This is a genomic window from Streptomyces sp. NPDC020490 (assembly GCF_044335305.1).
GTDB lineage: Bacteria > Actinomycetota > Actinomycetes > Streptomycetales > Streptomycetaceae > Streptomyces.
In genome coordinates, this window is sequence record NZ_JBIRUY010000049.1 from 1 (window position 1) to 17,356 (window position 17,356).

Genomic DNA, 17,356 nt, shown 5'->3' on the forward strand with positions numbered 1-17,356 from the left:
TCGCTCGTTCGTGTGGGTTCCAGTGTACCGCGTGCATCAGGTTGATGCACCATGTACCGTTGGCGGAAACACGGGACACCCCCCAACCACCCGGGCGGGGCGCGCGATTTGATGAGTGGTCAACGCCGGTATTTCACACCCCCACTCAGGCGAGGAATTACGATTGGGACGCTGCGAACCTCAGCCACAGAACAGTACCCCGGATATCGGAAAGGCTGAATTCCGGCGTTCGGAGGTACCGGAGCCGAACGGCCCCCCGGGCCGGGCGGCGGAACCGTCCACCAACATCGGCCACGCTTCCCTGCTTTTGAACGTCACGGCCGGCACCACCCGAGACTCAGAGCCGCTGCTGCTGTCCCGTGCCCGCACCGGACCACCGTGCCGCACGCGAAGCGAGCTCAGCCACGGAGGCCGGCCTCCCTCGAACCGGTGGTTGTCGGCGGCGACACGCCCGTTGCTGCCAGCTGCTTGTGCCGTGCGGTGCGCGGCGTGGCGGTCGGGGTGCAGGGGTCAGCCGGTGTCTAGTGACACATAAGAGCGTTCCGCGCCGAAACCGCCGCTGACCTGCGGTGATGCGAAACCGTTTGTTCTAGATCTCCAGAACAAACGGGTCCCGGGTGTTCTGGAGATCTAGAACAAAGTCACCCCGAACCTGACGGGTCGTTAGGTCACCGTGAGGCACCGTTTGTTCTGCCCCTCCAGAACAAGCCGGTTTACCTAGTGCTACCGTGCTCCCCGAAACGTTGATCATCTCTGGAGGACTGTGCTGATGGAACAGCTGCCGATCGTCCGCCCCGGCGAGCGCGTGGTCGCGCGGTCGGACGGCAAGGGCGGCTTGATCCTGGGCGTGGAGAAGATCAAGGGCCGGGAGTTCGCCGCGAGCGCGGAGTGCAGCGGCTACGTGCTGGACGCCCGGCTGCTGATGGACGTACTCGGCAGCCTGAAGATGCCCGGCTCCTGGTTCCAGGTCTGGTGCAAGCTCGTGGCGCTGCAGAACGCCAACCGCGCCGATGACCAGACCCGTGCCGCCGCCCGCGGCTTCGTGAAGACCAACCAGCGCGACCTCCAGGCCCGGTGCAACCTGTCGGCGGCCTCGGTGAACGAGGCGTCGCAGTTCTTCGCGCACATCGGCTGGATGCGCACCGCCAAGCGCGGGGTCCTCCAGCTGAACCCGTGGCTGACGGTGGCCGGCACCTCCGGCGAGCAGGAGAAGTGGCAGAAGCTCTGGAACGACGCCAAGGGCCCGGCCTGCATCATCCCGCACGCCGACTACCCCACCGAGTGGCGCCAGGCGCGGGAGGCGGAGAAGAAGGCCGCTGAGGCCGCCCGCCGCAGGGAGAAGGTCGTCACGCTCCGACAGCGGCGGCCCGTGCGCAAGGCGAGCGCATGACCTCGCGCGGCATATCCTCGTTACAGCGTCGACCTGATCGAAAGTGGTGAGGCTCCGTGAGCAGCTCTTACGTCCCCAGCCCTCCCACAGAGGCACCCCTCACGATCTCCCGTGACGTCCTGCGCCTCCTGGCCCTGGTCGACATCACCACCGCCGGCCGCCGCGTCCTGGACCAGCTGCTCTACCTCAGCGACCCGGAGACCGGCACCGCCGCGATCAGCCAGAACGAGATGTGCTCCGAGCTGGGCGCCAGCAAGCCGACCGTGAACCGCGGCTTCAAGGAGCTCCGCGAGTGCGGACTCGCCTGGAGCCTGGAAGACGGCCTCTACCAGCTCCACCCGCTGCTCACCGGCGGCGCAGTCTCCTCCCCCGTCATGCCGGTCCCGGAGATCCGAGCCGCCGAACCCGAACGCTTCACCGAGCAGCGACGGGCCCGGTTCGCCGCCCAGACAGCCAACCTGGCCGCCACCGGCTAAACACCCCACCGAGGGCCCTCACAGGTCCTCCAGCGGCCTCCTGGCCCCGCGAAGACGCCAAGGCGCTGCACCCCGGTGCAGCGCCTTCTTCATGCCCGCTCGCGATCAAGCCGGTAGCACTGGCTAAACCGGGTTGTTCTGGAGCAGCAGAACAAACAGCGGGCGAGCCATGCAGCAGCTGCCGTCGAACCGAGCAGCCGGTAGCACCAGGTGAACCGGCTTGTTCTGCTGCTCCAGAACAAGCCGCGGCCCGGTGCAGCGGATAGCAGCAGCGCCCGCTGCTACCTCGAGGCTGGCCTTGCTGCACGAGCAGCACCCGTGTCCCGCCTGGAAAGTGCGAGACAACGCTGCACGCCGGGCCCGCCTTGCAGCAGCCGAGCAGCACGACCAGGAGCACGAGCAGCACCAGGAGCACCAGGAGCAGCGGGAGCAGCGGGAGCAGCGGGCCGGTGCTGCAATTCGCTGGTCAGACCTCGATGTACGCGACGACGACCACGGTGCGAAGTGCTGTGACCCAGTACAGGAGGCGTACGCGCTCGACTTCGTCGGTGTACTGCCGCAGCTGTGGGCCAGCGGAGTCGCCGGGCAGGGCCTCGCCGATGTCGGGGTCGACGGAGACGACGACCAGGGCGCGGTCCAGGGCGTGAATCTCCGCCTCGCTGGTGATGTTCTCCAGCTGCTTGGCCGCGGAGTCGGAGAAGGCGATCCGGGCGCGGCGCGGGCCGTGCTGCGGGGCCATCAGGCGACGGCCGGGCGCTGCGAGGCGAGCCGGGCGAGGTGAGCCTCGCGCAGCTCCTCCCACGGCGTGCAGTCCTCCACCGACGGCAGGCCGTTGGTGGCGATGTCCTCCAGGACGGCGGCGAGCTGGTCGGCGTTCTCGCGGGTCTTGGCCGCGTACGCGCGCAACCCGTCGGCGGCCGCGGGCTCCAGCTGCTGCCGGGCGTGGTCGGCGGGGGCCGGCTGTTCGCTCATCGAGGGCTCCAGGGGACAGAACTGGCGTCTGCTCCAACGGTATCGGCCGCTCCAGGCCCTGGGGACCACTCCGGACGAACCGGCTCGTACGAGGGCGCGGACCCAGGACCCAGAGACCCCGGTCCCGGGGCGCCGCAGAGTGCCGGCACCGGCCCGCTGCCCGATGACACAGACCAACTGAACAGTGACACAGCGAGCGTGTCCACCTGGGAAAACAGGGGGTCGATGACACAGATGACACAGATCGGCCGGACTGTTCAGGCGGGCGAGGGAACCCAACCCGGATGCGGACCGTAGCCGCTCCGGGAAGGGCGTCACGCTGATCGACGCGTGGCCCGAATCCGGGGGTCGGGCCCGTGATTCCGGGCCGAACCGCCAACGTGACACCCCAACGTGACAACCGGATCGGGGCGCGTGACACGGGTGAGCGTGACAGCGTGACAGTCACCCTCGGTGATCACGGGCGAGATCGGAGAGCGCCGGAGCGGGCCGTGCGAATGCTGCGCTACGACCGGACGCGAGCGAGGAACACGGCGAGGTCACCAACAGCTTCGGGTTCGGCGGTGGCAAGCCGGCCCGCGAACGCCAGCTGGTCGACGTCGGAGCCGGGGACCAGGCGGGCGAGTTCGGCGAGCAGCGCGGCGTGCGCGAGGACCGGCGCGGTGAGAAGGCCGGCGGCTTCCTCGCGGGCGGCCGGATCGCGGTAGTGCCCGAGATGCGCGGCCAGGGCGTGCGCGAGCCAGGCGTCGACGTCGGCCTGGACGTACCCGCCCGCGCGCCGGGTGAGTTCGTCGCGGACGGCTTCGTCCCCGTCGCGGGGCTCGGTCTGCTCCAGCGTGCCGAGCTCGCGCAGCGCCTGGAGCTCATCGGCGCGGGCCGCGACCCGGGCGGCCTCGCGGTGCTCGGCTTCCCGGGCGGCGGCGGCCGCAGCGTCGGCGGCGAGCTCGGCCCGGACGACATCGTCGGCGTCCGGGTCGTAGACGGTGCCCGGCGCCGCAGCGGCGAGCAGCTGCGCGATGCGCTCCCACTCCGCGAGCTCCGCCGGGCCGCGGACGTCGTCGGCCAGGTCCTCGTGCCGCGCGTCCTGCCGGGCGTCGAACCGGGCGTCCTCGAGGGCCGCCGCGACGGCGCCGGCGTCCATCCCCTTCGCCCGTCGCCGTACGACGCGGCGGCCGATGCGGGCGGGGTCGACCGGCTCACGCGGCGCAGCGATGCGCGGGGCGAGCGGACGGCGCGCAGTGCGCCGGGGCGGCCAGGGCGTGGTCATCATCGGCCTCGTATTCGTGGTGCGGATTCGGAGCTGGCCGCCGCCAGAGCGCTTCTGCGACGGCCCGCCGAACATGGTTTATAGCAGGCCCTGAATTTGTCCGTGTCAGAACTGGAAACTTATGGACTGGACGTGCGTGAAATCTGCGCGCAGGCCATCGGCTCGGGTGCCCCATTCCGTGAAATACGACTCGGTGATGGCCTCCGCGACGATCGGATGCAGATCCTCCTCCGTCGCTCCGGCCTCCTGGAGCTCCAGGATCTGCTTCACGTAGGTGGGTGAGATCGGGGTGGTGATGGTGCGGATGCGGCCGTCGTCCGAGCTGCCCGAGCACGTGAATCCGAAGTATGCCGTCACCTCCACCATCATCCCGCTGGAGGTGGAAGCCTGCTCCCGTGCACGTGCCCTGACCTGCGGTTGCCACTGGGATTCCGTCTCCTCTACCAGGGCGGCCTGGAGGCGCTTTTGCGGGGTCGTCAGCTTCCCGGCGCGGTAGCGCTGCACGGTGCGGGTCGAGACGCCCAGGCGTTCGGCGAGGGCCTTCGTGGACCGCTTGGCCTGCGTGTAGAGGAATTCCATCTGAGCCTTTGCGGATTTCGGCGCGGGCCGGGTGAAGACCTTCCGCTCCGCCCGTGCGAGGGCCTCCAGGACCTTGCCGCGGCGCGCGGCCGGCTGCTGCTGCTCGTGCTCGTTCATACCTCCTAGGGATCACGGATCACCTGTGGACAGATTCCGCGGCCGTGCGCCCCACTGTTGCCGGAGGGGTTGACGGCGCAGGTCAGCGGGTCTTGGGTGGAGGGCCACGTCCAGAGCAAGGGGGCTGGCCATGGCGTTGCTGGAGTTCTCCGACCGGCTGCCGAAGTGTTCACGCTGCCGGGGCAACCTGATCATGAGCGGGGTTGCGCCGCAGGACGACGAACACGGGCGGCCGATCCACCTGGAGCTGTGCCCGGTGTGCGACACCGGCGACGTGGACCGCCCGGCGGCCGGCCTTCTTGTCCAGTGGTTCGCCGACGGCGGCGGTCATGACGAGAGTCGTATAAAGGAGGGATCGCACCTGCTGATGGAGTGGACGAAAGAGTGCATGGCCGTCCACGGCTGGTACTTGCAGGACGCACCGCCCGACCAGCCCTGAGCAGGGCGCATAGTGCCGCCGCGTCGTACGGGCCGGACGGCCGCCGGGTCGAACTACTGTTGGGGCCGTGGCGACAACGTACGACTTCCCCTGCGACCTCATCGCAGCACAGCAGGAACTCAACCAGGTGCGGGCCGACCTCACCGCCCTGTACGAGCAGCTGCCGTACTCCGTCGAACCGATGGAGGCCTGGCAGCGTCCCAGGCTGGTCGGAGCAGGAGCAGCAGGAGGTCGCCGTGCTGCGGGAGAAGGAACGCGACCTCACCGGGGCGATCCTCACACACGCCTTCTGGAGCGAGGTCGACGGGCCCGAACGGCCTGATGCCCGCTCCCAGCTCAAGCACGCCCGCGCACGCACAGCCGGCGAGGGCCAGGAAGCGGCGTAGCCGTGGCGGACACGCCCGAGCCGAAGCCGCCGCCGATCACGGTGGTCCTCCCCGACGACCAGGAAATCGCCGGCCTCCTCCTCTGCCGTCAACAAACTCCGGAGGGATGGCTGTACCAGGTCTCGGTCCCGGCCTGGACGAACACCGACGGCCGGGTGGAACCCGCCTGGTACACGGTGTGGGTGCAGGCTCCCGCCCATGTGAGGCCGATCGACGGCGTCTCGTACGACGACGTTCCCACCGAGCGCCTGGAAAAGCCGTCGACGGTGCGCGAAGTCCTGGGACCGCGCCGGCCTTCCGGATGGGTCTTGCAGAAACTGGACGGCGGCCGCGGTTCCGGCCGGGGCGTTATCCATGCCGTCGACTGCGAGGAAGCGCCCGCCGGAGCGCCGGTGCTCAGCTTGGAAAGGGCACTGGACGCTGCGGAGCATCCCGGTACCCGGCTGTGTTCTTTGTGCGGTGCCGCAGCAGAGCTGGATCCCGTACTCAAAGGGTTCGACCACGCCGACGACGACTAATCCCGCTCCTCTGCCAAGAACCCAAGGCGACACAAAGACCGGAGTCTCTCCGCACGACTCGGAGAATCAAAGGCAGGGCCCGCAGCGAAGTCGAACAGCTCCGCTGTCTTCGTAGAAGAGACGGAGAGACCTTCTGACGAGACGTCGGATGCTCCGCTCATGCTGACACCATCAGCTCCGGCGAAGAGATCCACCGACTCCGTAAAGAGATCGACGATGTTTCGCCTCCCAACCTTGCCACGGACGGGTGTTTCAGTGGTTCAACACCTCCGTTCCGGCGCCTCAAAGAGGGCTCTGCAACGCGCTCTTGAGCGTTCCCAAGGCTTGTCGGCTCCGCTTCCGCGTTAGGCGGGCATCAGCTTTCCCAATCGGCTGCCATACCTCTCGGACGGCATCGCCGCAGGTGGGAGACCTGAAAACCTTCGGTGACTTGACAAGCGGGAGCGCCTAGCACATGTGCGGCGACTTCGCTGAGGTGGCTTCCCCGAGCGGAGTTGGCCTTCGGTGCTGTGCAGAGGCAGGGGGAAGGTCAGGCCGTGATGTGCGTAGGCTTCTGAGCCGACGGCAGCGGCAGTGCCTCCTGGGTTCTGCAGCCGCTCCAACGGTGCAGTCGTCAACGCGTAGTTCGACCGCTTCAACCGGAAGGAGACAAAGCAGTGGCCCCCTGCTCCAACAAGGGGCCACTCGCGTAGTCCGACAGCTCCACCCCGTACCAGAACGCATTCCAAGATGGGAGAAGAACCATCAGGTCCGAGCCCGAGCCTACGGGGCGCCGCGTGCTGCCGTCGAGTCAAGGCAGTCCCGGCACGCCCGCAGGCATAGCCGCACAACCCCGTCACCACACCTCCCGTACGAACAGGGAGAGGCGGGCTTCGTGAACAACGACCAGATCAGCGTGCGCATGGTGGTGCTATTGCTGGTGGGCGCGTTAACCGTCGCCGTCGCTCTCTACCATCCGGCGCTCGGAGCAGCGATCGGTGTCGGCGTTGTTGTTGTCGCCCTGCTCAACGAGCTGATGAGTAGATAGCCGACAGCCATCCCACCCCGCGCATACGCGAGCGAGCCCCAGACCAGGTCAGGTCCGGGGCTCGCGGGCTGTTCGGGGGTGCGGCCTGCTACAGCTCGAACTCGAGGTCCAGCACGTCGTTGATCTGCACCTCCTGGAGAGAGCCGGCGCGGCGGCCGCCGTCCTGGAAGTACACCTCCTTGAGCGCTTCGGCGGTGAGCTCGCGCAGCCGGTCGTCGCTGGCTCCCTGCTGCTGGGCGTCGAAGAGCCGCGCGGCGTACTGCGGGGGCAGGGCGACGGTCAGGTGTCGGATGCGGTCCTCATCCGTCGTCTCGATCGGTGCCCCGGCGTACCCGAGACGGGCGTGGACGTCGATGACGATGCCGCCGGTCGTCGCCGCCTTCTCGCGGGCCTTGGCCCGGATCTGCGGCTGCCAGCGCTTCTTCACCTCGCGCTCCAGGCGCGCGGCAAGGTCGGCGCGCGGCTTCTTGGCCTTGCCCGCCACGTACCGCTCCACCTGCCGCTGGGACATGCCGAGCAGGTCGGCGACCGCCTTCGTGCCCTTGAGCTGCTTGACCAGGTACCGCATCTGCGGGCCCGCGGCCTTGGGCGCCGGGCGGGTGAACGCCTTCTGCACCGCCTGGTCCAGGCCGTCCCCGAACTCCTTGGCCATTGCCTGCCTACTCCCCTACTCGCCGTTGTCGGCGTCGGTGACGGTGCCGTCCTTGATGTACCGGGCGAGGTTGAGCTCCGGGGCGTTGAACCGCTCGCGGACCTCTTCGCCCCACAGGACGTCCTGGGTGCCCTCGTGCTTGACCAGGCCGGGGTTGACCCCCAGCTTGAAGCCGCCGGGCAGCGGCTTGCCCTCCCGGTAGGGCAGGAAGTCCAGCGGCGAGGGCCCGTTGGCGGCGTAGACGACGCAGTCGGACAGGATCGCGATGGGGTACTGGCCGGTGAACGCCGCGTGCTTGACGATCTTGCGGTGCAGGTTGATCCGGGTGCGGGAGATGACCGCCGCGCGGATGTCCGGCCGCCAGGTCGGGCGGGACAGGGCGCGCCACGGCTCGCCGGGCCGCCAGCCCTCCCCGCGCGGGCGCTCGCGGAGCTTGCCCAGGCCGCCCTTCACCGTGGCCTTGATCGCGGAGACGACGATGGCCAGCTCCGGGTCGCGGCTCTTGTAGCCGTCCATCGCGGCGAGGAAGTCCTCGGGGGAGAGGTCGGCGTCGACGCCGAGGTCGGCCATCGTGGCGAGGTAGGCGTCGCGCAGCCGGTTGTACCAGCCGTCCAGGTAGCGGCCGTTCTCCCGGCGCACCCACGCCTCCAGCGGGCGCACCTCGTAGCCGAGCTCCACCGCGTACGCCACGGTGGGCGTCGCGTACCAGGCCGGCCCTTCGGGGCGCTCGCCCTTCGGCGTGAACGGGGAGGGCAGCAGCGAGCCGTCCAGCTCCACCCACTCCTTGCCGACCTTCACCTTCGACAGGTCGACGTGGCTCAGGTCCACCAGCCAGCTGCCGGGCAGCTTCGGGTCGAACACCGGGTTCGTGACGTGCGTCGGCGCTCCGAGGCCGACGTTCAGGCCGTTCGCTCCGGCGGCGAAGGCCATGTTGACGTCGATGCCGACCAGGTGGCGCAGGGTGCACTCGGCATCGGTCATCGGCCGCGCCCAGTCGTACGCCTCCTCAAACAGCTTCTCCGCCGGGCCGCGCACGTGGAACCGCGGCAGGTCCTTGAGCAGCGGGTGCCCGTCCGGAGCCTCACACGGGGCGCAGTCCACCGGGTCCTTGCCCAGGGAGCCGGGGTTGTGCTCGGAGTGCCGCTTACCCGTCGCGTCCGGCTCGGAGGCCCGGGTCGCCGGGTGCAGCGCGGTCATCAGCTCCAGGCCGGTCACGGCGGTCGATCCGCGCGGCGTCATCACCCTCGAGGCGTACACGCCCAGGAGCCGCGCGAGTTCGGCCGGCGCCAGCTGCCCGGCCGCGCCCCAGTGCCGGGTGTCCAGCGCGTTCCACGACGGGATGCACAGCTGCACGCAGGCCCGCTCCGAGCCCTGCGCGGGCCGGTAGATCCGCGCCCACGGGCCGAACCCGCGCTTGGTCAGCTGCCACTGCGCGCGGGTCAGCTGCTTGATGACCTTGTGGCCCTCCGGGATGCGCCCGGCGATCCGCTCCTCCTCCGTGAGTGTGGCCGGGAGGCCGTAGCGCTCCAGCGCGGCCTCGGTGAGCACGAGCAGCGGGTCGGCGTCCTTGCCGGGGCCGGACAGCTTCGGCGCCCCCAGCTTCGCCTCCTTGAGCGTCCAGTCCACCAGGGACGGCAGGGACTTGGCGGGCACGTCCAGGACCAGGCCACCGGTGCAGTACGCCAGCACCTTGCCGTCGTCGTCGACGTCGATGACCGCCAGCGGGCCGTTCTCGAACCGCAGGTCGGTGCCGCCCGCCGGGGTACCGGCCGGGGCCGCCTTCCGTGCGCCGGGACGGCGCGACGTCGACGTGGTCCTGGTCGTGGTCGCCGGGCGGGGCGCGGTGTTAGCGGGGTAGAGGGACGCGACCACTTCGTCGATCGCAGCGTCCGGAACCTCCGGCATTTCGCTTGTCGGGGCGGGGGTCTGGGTGTTCTCGGTTGCAGTCATGGCCGCAGCGTCGGGGGCCGGGCCTGTGGACAGAGTCTGGGCTTCCGCCGGGGCGGGCGCGCCGGTGAACGTGGCGGGCACCGGGGCGGGGTAGAGCTCTGCGAGCTGCTTGAGCAGTCGCGCGTACGCCTCGCGCTCGGGGCCGCGCGGCTCGGTCGGCTTCTTCGTCGACTCCCAGGCGGACACCGTGGCCCGGCGCACCTTCAGCGCGCCGGCGACTTCGTCCAGCGTCAGGCCGTGCGCGGTGCGCAGCCGCTTGCGCTCCTCCGCCGGCGGGAGCGGAGAGCGGGACGCGACCAGCGCGTCGACCGCGTCGAACATCTCGGACATGGAACACCTCCTGACCTACACTCTACCCCATGAACCGTAAGGTTCGCGTACATCTACCGTACAAACAGCGTATGGACCCACTTTTGAGTGAGGCGACGTTTCATGCTGACGTCCTCAGTTGAGCCCGCTGAGGTGTCACCGCCGCCACGGTCCCGGCCTCCCTCGCCGCCCGCTCCGCGCGGGCCCGGCGCACGGCCGCGGCGTGGGAGGCGTCGGCCTGGCGGCGGCGCTCGGAGCGGGCCTGCTCGATCGGGGCCGGCGCATCGACCGGGACGGCGTCGGGCTCGGGGAACGCACGGCGCGACAGCTCCCGCATCGCGGCGGTCTGCCGCTCCACCGCCTCCGCGATGTGAGGGTCCACCCGCGACGGCGGCGCCGCCTCCTGGTGCGCGGCGAGCGCGCGGCGGTAGCCGTCCGAGGCGGTCTCCCGGGTGCGGGGCGGCCCGGCGGGCGCGGCCGCGGGCTCCGGATCGGCGTCGGCCGGCTCGGGCAGCGGCACCGTGCCGGGCGCCAGGATCCGCAGGGTGCGGACGACCGTGCGGCCCGCCGACTGGTTGGCGGCCGCGATGATGCGGGTCTGCTCCAGCCGGGCCTTCGTCGCCCAGGCCGCCGATTCCGGGCACACCGTGAGCTGCCCGGAGTCGGGGTCGTACGACACGGCGGCGACGTGCCCGGCGAGCTCGGGGGCGATGGCCGCCCACCGCTCGCGCAGCGTCGCGCCGGCGGCCGGGAGCTCCCACGCGCGCTCGGTGACCAGCGCGCCGATCGCGGCCCCGAGTCCCATCGGCTCGCGCCCGTCGCGGCGCACCGTACGGACGATCCGCGGCTTCGCCCTCGCCTTCTGGCCGCCGCCGTTGGCGCGCGCCGCCTCCATCGCGGCCCGCAGCGCGACCCGGGCCAGGTCGACTCCGGACACCTCGCTGCCGCTCATGCCTGCCCCCACGGGGTGTAGCCGAGGTCCAGGTGACCGAGGCCCGAAAGGCGCTGCACGGTCGCGACGAACGACCTGGTGAACAGGCGCTGCGCGGAGTGCTCGCCATACCGGCCGATGTGGTCGTGGACGATCTGGTGGTCGTGCGCGGCACGGGTGCGCCAGTCGAGCACCTGCTCGCGGGTCAGGTCCTCGAGGACCAGCTCCTGGTCGTCGTCGACGTCCGCGACCTCCGGAGCCGGAGCGACGGCGGCCGGACGGGGCGCGGGCAGCACGACCGGGGCCACCGGCGAGGCCGGGACCTGGTCCTCGGTCTGCGCGGCCGCGGCTTCGGCACGGGCCTGAGCTGCGGCGGCCTGCCGGGCGCGGACCTGGTCCCACTCATGCACCTGTGCCCACGCCCTGGCCGTCACGTCCTGGTGCAACTGCTTGGCGGTGGCCGCCCGGCGCTCCGCCTCCGAGGCGCCGGGCATCGCGGCGTCGACGGCGGCCGCGACCGCACGGCGCTGGTCCCGGCGGTCAGCCTGCTTCTCCGCGCAACGGGGGCAGTCCTGCCCGGAGTCGAGCAGCACCCGGTCGTCGCACCGTACGTCCCCGCACTGCTGACGCTGCGGCAGACCGACGCCGATCAGCCAGCCCACCGGGTCCTTGATCGGCCCGCCCAGCCGCATCTGATCGGCCAGCCGCCGGGCGAGCCGGTCGGCGAGGACCTGCGGCGCGTCCGCACGGCCGACGAACCCGACCACCCTGCCCAGCTCACTGCGGGCGGCGGCCTCCACCAGGCGGCGGGCGGCCGGACACTCCAGCCGGGCCCACACCAGATCGACCGGGGCCAGGACGGCCCGCAGATCCTCCGGCGGCAGCGGCACCCTCCCCCGCTGCTGCCTGCCCTGACCCTCGCCGTCCAGGACCCGCACCGGAGCACCGGCCACCGGCCCGCGGCCGCCGTTCTCGCCTTCGCCGACCGGGGACTTCTCCCGCTGTTCCCCGCGAAGCGGGCCGTCCTCGCGCACGCACGCGCGGTCCGGCAGATCACCGGACCCACCACGGCCTTCGCCGGAAAAGCCACCAGAGAGAGAGGGGGAAGAGACGGGAGTAACCAGGTGAGGGTGGTCAGTGTGAAGGGCTGCCGCAACGTCGGGCTCTGCAACTCCCGTCACATCCGTCACCGGCAGGCCGTTGACCTGGGGTTCCGTCTCCGTCTCCGGCGCCCCACCACGCCCTGCCGCAACGTCGGGGTCTGAAAACTCGGGCTCCAGGGCCTCCGCACGGTCCTCCTGGGCGTCGTCGGCGACCGTACGGCCGTGCGCGGCGGCGACCGCCGGCACCATCAGCCGCGACCGGTTCGCCAAGCCCGAGCCCGTCTTCAGACGCACCCGCAGCACCAGCTCCCGGTCCTCCAGGCGCTCCAGCACCCGCTCCCCCGCCGACGCCGTGCATCCCAGCAGCCGGGCCACCGTCGCCGCGGCCCGGCCGCGCTTGGTGTCCACGGTCCCGCCGCACTGCCGCACCCGCCCGGTCTCCCGCGCCTCCAGCACCAGCAGCAGCAGCGCCAGCCGGTCCGTCGCAGCCCCCCGACCGGTACGCGTACCGATCAGCCCGGGCGGGGTCACCCGGCCGTCCCGGTGCTTCCAGCCCGGCGCCATCACGGCCTCCAGCAGCCGCTGCAGCGTCGCGTACTCCTTCTTAGCGAGGTTCAGCGGGTGCCCGACGACGTCCTGCGCCGCCCACAGCGGCAGCACCTTGCACTTGAGGCCGTCGTCCTGGCCGTAGTCGCCCTCCGCCGTCTCCACGGAGACCACGCCCGAGCGGCGCAGCCCCGGCACCACGTTGGAGGCCGTGTACGACGCGGACATCCCAATCCACCGGCCCAGCTCGGAGGTGCGGATCTCCACCACACCGCTCTCCGAGGGCGTCCGCGACGCCAGCACCAGCACCGCCAAGCGCACCGCGTCCGGCGCACCGTCCAGGCCGTCCAGGTCCAGCAACGTGCGCACCGCGCCACCCAGACGGGCGCGAGCGTCCCGCCCGAGTGACAGCGGATGACCCGCCGCTCGGTCCGGGACCGGCCCGGCTGCTGCCGGGACCGACCGCAGCCGACGCCGCGAGCGTCCGACCGGGGCCTCGCCGACGGAGTTGTCGAAGAAGTCCTTGAACGGGTGGTCCAGGGCGGCGGCCGACGCCGCGGCCGCGCTCATCGGGCCACCCCGAAAGCGCAACTCTTGTAGCTTCCTACCGGAAATTCAACTTCCGGTACAAAGCGGAGGTACCGGTACGAAGGAGACGCCGATCCCGTCACACGGGAAGCGGGGATGGATCGAACCACACCGAATCGGACATGGTCGAGCTGACAGGAGACACATGTCTCGTGCACTATGGCGGGACACCAACCTTCATATGGACGCCCCGACCGCGACCAGGCCCCCGCCAAGGGACCCGACCGCGACCGAGCGCTCGTACGGACGGAGCCCCGAGCACCGAACGGCCTGCCAAAGCCGCCGGAACCCGGGGTGACGCTGGTGGCTCAACAGAGGCCCCCTGCCAAAGGGGCTCCTGGAGAGCCGAGGTGGCCCGCTGCCAAGCGGACCGGGTGTTGCTGGACCCGCTTGCCAAAGCGGGGTTTTGCGAGAGATGAACCAGCTCGATGAGCTGGAGCCCAGAACCGGCGCCAACCGGGATCTGAGCGCCGACCTGGACGCTATGTCTGGTCGGAAGACGGGCCGCGCGAGGCCAGTGGATGACAGTCCACCTATCGGCGCGCGCGGCCGGTGGCGCTTACGTCGTCACCCCGACCCCCTTGATTCCGAGGCTGGCGTCGGCATGCCTGAATTCGGGTCGGTGGCCTCCGGGAAGCGTTCGGCCAGCCGCTTGAGCAGGTGCACGTAGGTGGCCCGGTGTGGCCGCCGGGGACTGGCCTCCCCGAGCTCCCAGCGGGCTACGGCGAGACGCTTCACGCCCACGGCGTCGGCGACCTCCTGCTGAGTGAGCCCCGCGGCGAGTCGCAGCTGCTGCCGTACGCGCGGCGGCGGCAGAACGTCGTCCAGCAGAGCGTCGACCCGCTGCAGGGGATCCGCGTCGGACATGACCCAACCTCTCGTGATCAACCAATCCCTGAAAGATACACCAAAGGATTGATCTTGGCTGTCGCGTACCCATACGCCGATAGGGTCGTGTGCATGCTGGCCCTCTTCGACCTGGACGGCACGCTGGTCGACCGGCAGACGGCGCTCATCGACACGGTGACCGCCCTCTGTCGTGCGCACGCCTTCGGCCAGGGTGTCGAACGGTGGCTGCTCGCCGAGCTGGCCGACCGGGCGTACCCGAGCAACTTCACCCGGCTGCACACCACCTTCGACCTGGACGAGGACCCCAAACGGCTCTGGCAGGAGTACGTCGCCCGTATGGCGGCCGCGGTCGCCATACGGCCCGAGGTCCTCGAGGAGCTGGCCCGACTCCGCGCGGCCGCGTGGACGATCGGCATCGTCACCAACGGCGCTTCCGACATTCAGCGCGCCAAACTCACCGCCACCGGCCTCATCGACCTCGTCGACGGCGTAGCAGTCTCCGGTGACCTGGAGATCCGCAAACCCGACCCGCGACTGTTCGAGCTCGCGGCGGTCCGCTGTGGGTCCACCCTGGCCCAGGGTGGCTGGATGATCGGAGACAACCCCGCCGGGGACATCGGCGGCGGCCACCAGGCCGGCCTGCACACCATCTGGCTGCGAGGCCGCCCCTGGCCTGACGGCCTCGCCCCAGCACACCACACCGTCGACGACGTCACCGAAGCCATCGCCATCCTGCTCAACGAGACTCCGGAGTAGCACCGTGGACCAGCCCACCGTCGGCATCCTCCACCCCGGCAGCATGGGCGCCGCCGTCGCCGCCTGCGCCGCGACGAATGCGGCCACGGTGCTGTGGTGCGCGGAAGGACGCAGCCCGGCCTCTACTGCGCGAGCTGAGAAGTCTGGCCTGGCATCGGTGGCCACGCTGCCGGAACTGCTGGACCTCAGTGACATCGTCATCAGCCTCTGCCCGCCGGCCGCCGCCGAAGACCTCGGCCGCGACGTCGCCCGGGCAGGGTTCGCGGGCGTGTACGTGGAGGCCAACGCCATCAACCCCGAGCGCGCGGGCCGGATCGCCGGGCTGCTCGCACCCGAGGCCACCGTCGTCGACGCCGGCGTCGTCGGCTCCCCGCCCGTACACGGCAAGACACCGACGCTGTACCTGTCCGGCCCGCCAGCCGCGACCGCCCAGCTCGAAGACCTCTTCGCAGGCACCGCCGTCCGGACCAAGGTCCTGGGCGCCGAGGTCGGGCAGGCCTCCGCGCTCAAACTCGCGTACGCGGCGTACCAGAAGGCCAGCCGCGTCCTGGTGGCGCTCGCGACCGGATTGGCCCGCGAGCACGGCGTCGACCAGGAACTCATCGGCATCGCCTCGCGGCGCACCACCTCGTACCTCGCCGAGCCCGAGTACATCGCCAAAACCGCGGCACGCGCCTGGCGCTGGGGTCCGGAACTGGAGGAAGCCGCCGACATGCTCGCAGCCGCCGGCCTCCCACCGGAGATGCTGCGCGCGGCCGCGACCACGCTGGCACGGTGGGACGACGCCAAGGACGCCAGCGAGCTCACGCTCACCGACGCCCTGGACCGACTCGCCCAGCCGTGACCCGCGCTCATGCCGAAGCCGCCTCCGCCCGCTGCACCAGCAACTGGTCAATGCGCCGGGCCGACTCCTGAGGCGACGCCGTCATCGTGTCCACCGTGAGGTCCCAGGTCATGGCCGCGTGCACGTCCATGTCCTCACGAGTCGCATCCCACGCGGCCAGGCGCGCCGCAGTGTCCGCGTCACCCCGGCCCTCGGACCGCCGTGCGGTTTCCTCCCGAGAGCACCACAGCAAGACCACAGCCCAGTCGGCCGGGTAGCCGTCGACCAGAGCCTGAATGCCATCGACCTGCCCGAGGTGCACCACCGGCACCCCGGCCTCGAACGCGGCGTCCAGGCCCGGCCGGTCGATGACGTACGTGTTGCCGTACCGGGCGTTGGCGTAGACGACGTCGCCTGCGGCCTCCAACGCGTGCAGCTGCTCGTCAGTGCCCATCCGGTAGCCGGAGCGCTTGCCCGAGCCGACCTTGAGCCGCGCGAACTGGGCATACCGCGAGTCCAGTTCGGTCAGCGCTCTGGTGACGGTGTCCTTGCCTGCCGCCGGCGGGCCGTACAGCACCACTCCGTGCTTGCCGCTCACGAATACATCGCCCCCATCGCCTGCCGGGCTTGGTCCGCGAGCGAGACCGCGGCCCCGAGACGGTTGTCGACGACCAAGTGCGGCACCGCCGGCCGCAGGTCCAGGTCGATCGTCGCCATGTACTCATCCCACCGCTGCAGCTTCCAGGCGTCCCGTGCCGCGCCCCGGAAGCCGATGTACTCGCGCATCGACTCCTCGTCACAGCGGACCCAGACCGGATAGACGTCGACGCCCATGGACGCCGCACGGTTGGCCAGGCGCTGCATCCACGCCTGGTCTGTCATCTCCGCGATGAACGGCGCTGTGAGCACCGTGCTGATCCCGCACTTGATGTTGGCCAGCGCGGACTGCATCAGGCAGTCGTATTCCACCGGCCGGACCTGTGACTGGTAGAGGTCGGTGTGCCGGTCGTTCGCGTCGCCGCCCAGCGCGACCAGGAGGCGTTCCACGAGTGGGCGGGTGAGCGGGTCCTTGTCGAGCAGCGGCCAGCCGGTGAGCTGAACGAAAAAGCGGGCAAGCTCGGTTTTCCCGCTGCCAGCGAACCCGCCGACGAGGATCAAGACGGGACGGTGTGGGTCCCCACCGGTGTGCCTCCGCTTCCACGCGTCGATGATGCGCTGCTGCAGCGCGAAGTGGTCGGCATCGTCACTGCCGGGCGCGATGCGGTGGATCGCCCGCTCGACAGCGAGGACATGCGCGCCGTTGAGGCGGTCATCCATCGGCGTCAGCGTGAAGGAGGTCTCCTCCCCCGGCAACGCGGCCCGGAAGCCGAGATCGGGTTCGGTCGCGCGGTAGAGAAGACAGTAGGCGCGCCGGTAGTGCGGGCCCGGGTAGACCTCCCCCTGCTCGTGCTGCCACAAGGTCTGGGGATTCGCGGCCGGGATGCCCTTGAGCTTGGCCTGCTCGGCAACCTCACGGAGGCGCTCGCCAGCCTTCTCGAGAGTCAGCCCGTGAGCCTCACGCTGCTCACGCAGCCGGTCCGGCCGCCACCCTGCCCGGTGCTTCCCCACCCTTTTCCCCTCCGTCGTCGTCATGGCCGCGAGCCTAGAGCGCAGCCCCAAAAACCCATGTGTACGCGGA

The 17,356-nt window shown here is 70.6% G+C and carries 18 protein-coding genes and 1 pseudogene; 8 read left to right on the top strand and 11 right to left on the bottom strand.

Annotated elements, in window-relative coordinates; translation table 11 throughout:
- The first annotated feature begins 769 nt into the window (after positions 1–769).
- Positions 770–1,390: a hypothetical protein gene (locus ACH4ZX_RS35825; protein ID WP_007505096.1), complete on the top strand. Its 621-nt coding sequence runs from the start codon at positions 770–772 to the stop codon at positions 1,388–1,390.
- 56 nt (positions 1,391–1,446) lie between these two features.
- Positions 1,447–1,866, top strand: a complete 420-nt coding sequence (locus ACH4ZX_RS35830) for a helix-turn-helix domain-containing protein (protein WP_007505099.1) — start codon at positions 1,447–1,449, stop codon at positions 1,864–1,866.
- Between the two features lie 466 nt (positions 1,867–2,332).
- Here ACH4ZX_RS35830 and ACH4ZX_RS35835 read toward each other — a convergent pair whose 3' ends face one another.
- The 4 genes from ACH4ZX_RS35835 to tpg (ACH4ZX_RS35850) all read right to left on the bottom strand — a co-directional run bounded on the left by ACH4ZX_RS35835 (position 2,333) and on the right by tpg (ACH4ZX_RS35850) (position 4,801).
- Entirely contained in the window at positions 2,333–2,605 is a 273-nt protein-coding gene (locus ACH4ZX_RS35835; protein ID WP_383685973.1) for a hypothetical protein, read from the bottom strand.
- Entirely contained in the window at positions 2,605–2,838 is a 234-nt protein-coding gene (locus ACH4ZX_RS35840) for a hypothetical protein (protein ID WP_366017426.1), read from the bottom strand. Before ACH4ZX_RS35840 ends, ACH4ZX_RS35835 begins: the two co-directional genes overlap by 1 nt.
- A gap of 505 nt (positions 2,839–3,343) precedes the next feature.
- Positions 3,344–4,105: a hypothetical protein gene (locus ACH4ZX_RS35845; protein WP_398282359.1), complete on the bottom strand. Its 762-nt coding sequence runs from the start codon at positions 4,103–4,105 to the stop codon at positions 3,344–3,346.
- 105 nt (positions 4,106–4,210) lie between these two features.
- The gene (gene tpg, locus ACH4ZX_RS35850) at positions 4,211–4,801 is read right to left on the bottom strand and encodes a telomere-protecting terminal protein Tpg (protein WP_398282361.1); all 591 of its coding nucleotides are present in this window, start codon (positions 4,799–4,801) and stop codon (positions 4,211–4,213) included.
- Positions 4,802–4,931: 130 nt separating this feature from the next.
- On the opposite strand from tpg (ACH4ZX_RS35850), the gene ACH4ZX_RS35855 reads away from it, so the two are divergent.
- The 4 genes and pseudogenes from ACH4ZX_RS35855 (at position 4,932) to ACH4ZX_RS35870 (ending at position 7,171) form a co-directional block, all read left to right on the top strand.
- Entirely contained in the window at positions 4,932–5,240 is a 309-nt protein-coding gene (locus tag ACH4ZX_RS35855) for a DUF6300 family protein (protein WP_398282363.1), read from the top strand.
- Between the two features lie 67 nt (positions 5,241–5,307).
- A pseudogene (locus ACH4ZX_RS35860) lies at positions 5,308–5,626 on the top strand (nucleic acid-binding protein).
- A gap of 2 nt (positions 5,627–5,628) precedes the next feature.
- On the top strand, positions 5,629–6,144 hold the full coding sequence (locus ACH4ZX_RS35865; protein ID WP_398282365.1) for a DUF6233 domain-containing protein: 516 nt from the start codon (positions 5,629–5,631) through the stop codon (positions 6,142–6,144).
- Positions 6,145–7,018: 874 nt separating this feature from the next.
- A complete protein-coding gene (locus ACH4ZX_RS35870; RefSeq protein WP_398282367.1) occupies positions 7,019–7,171 on the top strand; it encodes a hypothetical protein in 153 nt (50 codons plus the stop codon).
- 88 nt (positions 7,172–7,259) lie between these two features.
- Here the strand turns inward: ACH4ZX_RS35870 and tpg (ACH4ZX_RS35875) are convergent, their stop codons facing one another.
- The 5 genes from tpg (ACH4ZX_RS35875) to ACH4ZX_RS35895 all read right to left on the bottom strand — a co-directional run bounded on the left by tpg (ACH4ZX_RS35875) (position 7,260) and on the right by ACH4ZX_RS35895 (position 14,117).
- A complete protein-coding gene (tpg, locus tag ACH4ZX_RS35875; protein ID WP_398282369.1) occupies positions 7,260–7,823 on the bottom strand; it encodes a telomere-protecting terminal protein Tpg in 564 nt (187 codons plus the stop codon).
- A gap of 15 nt (positions 7,824–7,838) precedes the next feature.
- Positions 7,839–10,103, bottom strand: a complete 2,265-nt coding sequence (tap, locus tag ACH4ZX_RS35880) for a telomere-associated protein Tap (protein ID WP_398282371.1) — start codon at positions 10,101–10,103, stop codon at positions 7,839–7,841.
- 100 nt (positions 10,104–10,203) lie between these two features.
- The gene (locus ACH4ZX_RS35885; protein ID WP_398282373.1) at positions 10,204–11,034 is read right to left on the bottom strand and encodes a DciA family protein; all 831 of its coding nucleotides are present in this window, start codon (positions 11,032–11,034) and stop codon (positions 10,204–10,206) included.
- Positions 11,031–13,232, bottom strand: a complete 2,202-nt coding sequence (locus ACH4ZX_RS35890; RefSeq protein WP_398282375.1) for a hypothetical protein — start codon at positions 13,230–13,232, stop codon at positions 11,031–11,033. The genes ACH4ZX_RS35885 and ACH4ZX_RS35890 overlap by 4 nt, the downstream gene beginning before the upstream one ends.
- A 585-nt stretch (positions 13,233–13,817) precedes the next feature.
- On the bottom strand, positions 13,818–14,117 hold the full coding sequence (locus tag ACH4ZX_RS35895) for a helix-turn-helix transcriptional regulator (protein WP_398282377.1): 300 nt from the start codon (positions 14,115–14,117) through the stop codon (positions 13,818–13,820).
- Between the two features lie 93 nt (positions 14,118–14,210).
- Between ACH4ZX_RS35895 and ACH4ZX_RS35900 the strand changes: the two genes are divergently transcribed.
- Positions 14,211–14,855, top strand: coding sequence for an HAD family hydrolase (locus ACH4ZX_RS35900; RefSeq protein ID WP_398282379.1), 645 nt, complete (start codon positions 14,211–14,213; stop codon positions 14,853–14,855).
- 4 nt (positions 14,856–14,859) lie between these two features.
- A complete protein-coding gene (locus tag ACH4ZX_RS35905) occupies positions 14,860–15,699 on the top strand; it encodes a DUF1932 domain-containing protein (RefSeq protein WP_398282381.1) in 840 nt (279 codons plus the stop codon).
- Between the two features lie 7 nt (positions 15,700–15,706).
- Here the strand turns inward: ACH4ZX_RS35905 and ACH4ZX_RS35910 are convergent, their stop codons facing one another.
- Together ACH4ZX_RS35910 and ACH4ZX_RS35915 are read right to left on the bottom strand one after the other, a co-directional pair.
- A complete protein-coding gene (locus ACH4ZX_RS35910) occupies positions 15,707–16,276 on the bottom strand; it encodes a guanylate kinase (protein ID WP_398282383.1) in 570 nt (189 codons plus the stop codon).
- Complete coding sequence (locus ACH4ZX_RS35915) at positions 16,273–17,310, bottom strand: AAA family ATPase (protein WP_398282385.1); 1,038 nt, start codon at positions 17,308–17,310, stop codon at positions 16,273–16,275. The genes ACH4ZX_RS35910 and ACH4ZX_RS35915 overlap by 4 nt, the downstream gene beginning before the upstream one ends.
- Positions 17,311–17,356: the final 46 nt, after the last annotated feature.

Excerpts from the sequence above, each read along its gene's own strand:
- ACH4ZX_RS35825 (WP_007505096.1), top strand. The coding sequence starts at position 770 with ATGGAACAGCTGCCGATCGTCCGCCCCGGCGAGCGCGTGGTCGCGCGG.
- ACH4ZX_RS35835 (WP_383685973.1), bottom strand. The coding sequence starts at position 2,605 with ATGGCCCCGCAGCACGGCCCGCGCCGCGCCCGGATCGCCTTCTCCGAC.
- ACH4ZX_RS35840 (WP_366017426.1), bottom strand. The coding sequence starts at position 2,838 with ATGAGCGAACAGCCGGCCCCCGCCGACCACGCCCGGCAGCAGCTGGAG.
- ACH4ZX_RS35845 (WP_398282359.1), bottom strand. The coding sequence starts at position 4,105 with ATGACCACGCCCTGGCCGCCCCGGCGCACTGCGCGCCGTCCGCTCGCC.
- tpg (WP_398282361.1), bottom strand. The coding sequence starts at position 4,801 with ATGAACGAGCACGAGCAGCAGCAGCCGGCCGCGCGCCGCGGCAAGGTC.
- ACH4ZX_RS35855 (WP_398282363.1), top strand. The coding sequence starts at position 4,932 with ATGGCGTTGCTGGAGTTCTCCGACCGGCTGCCGAAGTGTTCACGCTGC.
- tpg (WP_398282369.1), bottom strand. The coding sequence starts at position 7,823 with ATGGCCAAGGAGTTCGGGGACGGCCTGGACCAGGCGGTGCAGAAGGCG.
- tap (WP_398282371.1), bottom strand. The coding sequence starts at position 10,103 with ATGTCCGAGATGTTCGACGCGGTCGACGCGCTGGTCGCGTCCCGCTCT.
- ACH4ZX_RS35885 (WP_398282373.1), bottom strand. The coding sequence starts at position 11,034 with ATGAGCGGCAGCGAGGTGTCCGGAGTCGACCTGGCCCGGGTCGCGCTG.
- ACH4ZX_RS35890 (WP_398282375.1), bottom strand. The coding sequence starts at position 13,232 with ATGAGCGCGGCCGCGGCGTCGGCCGCCGCCCTGGACCACCCGTTCAAG.
- ACH4ZX_RS35895 (WP_398282377.1), bottom strand. The coding sequence starts at position 14,117 with ATGTCCGACGCGGATCCCCTGCAGCGGGTCGACGCTCTGCTGGACGAC.
- ACH4ZX_RS35900 (WP_398282379.1), top strand. The coding sequence starts at position 14,211 with ATGCTGGCCCTCTTCGACCTGGACGGCACGCTGGTCGACCGGCAGACG.
- ACH4ZX_RS35915 (WP_398282385.1), bottom strand. The coding sequence starts at position 17,310 with ATGACGACGACGGAGGGGAAAAGGGTGGGGAAGCACCGGGCAGGGTGG.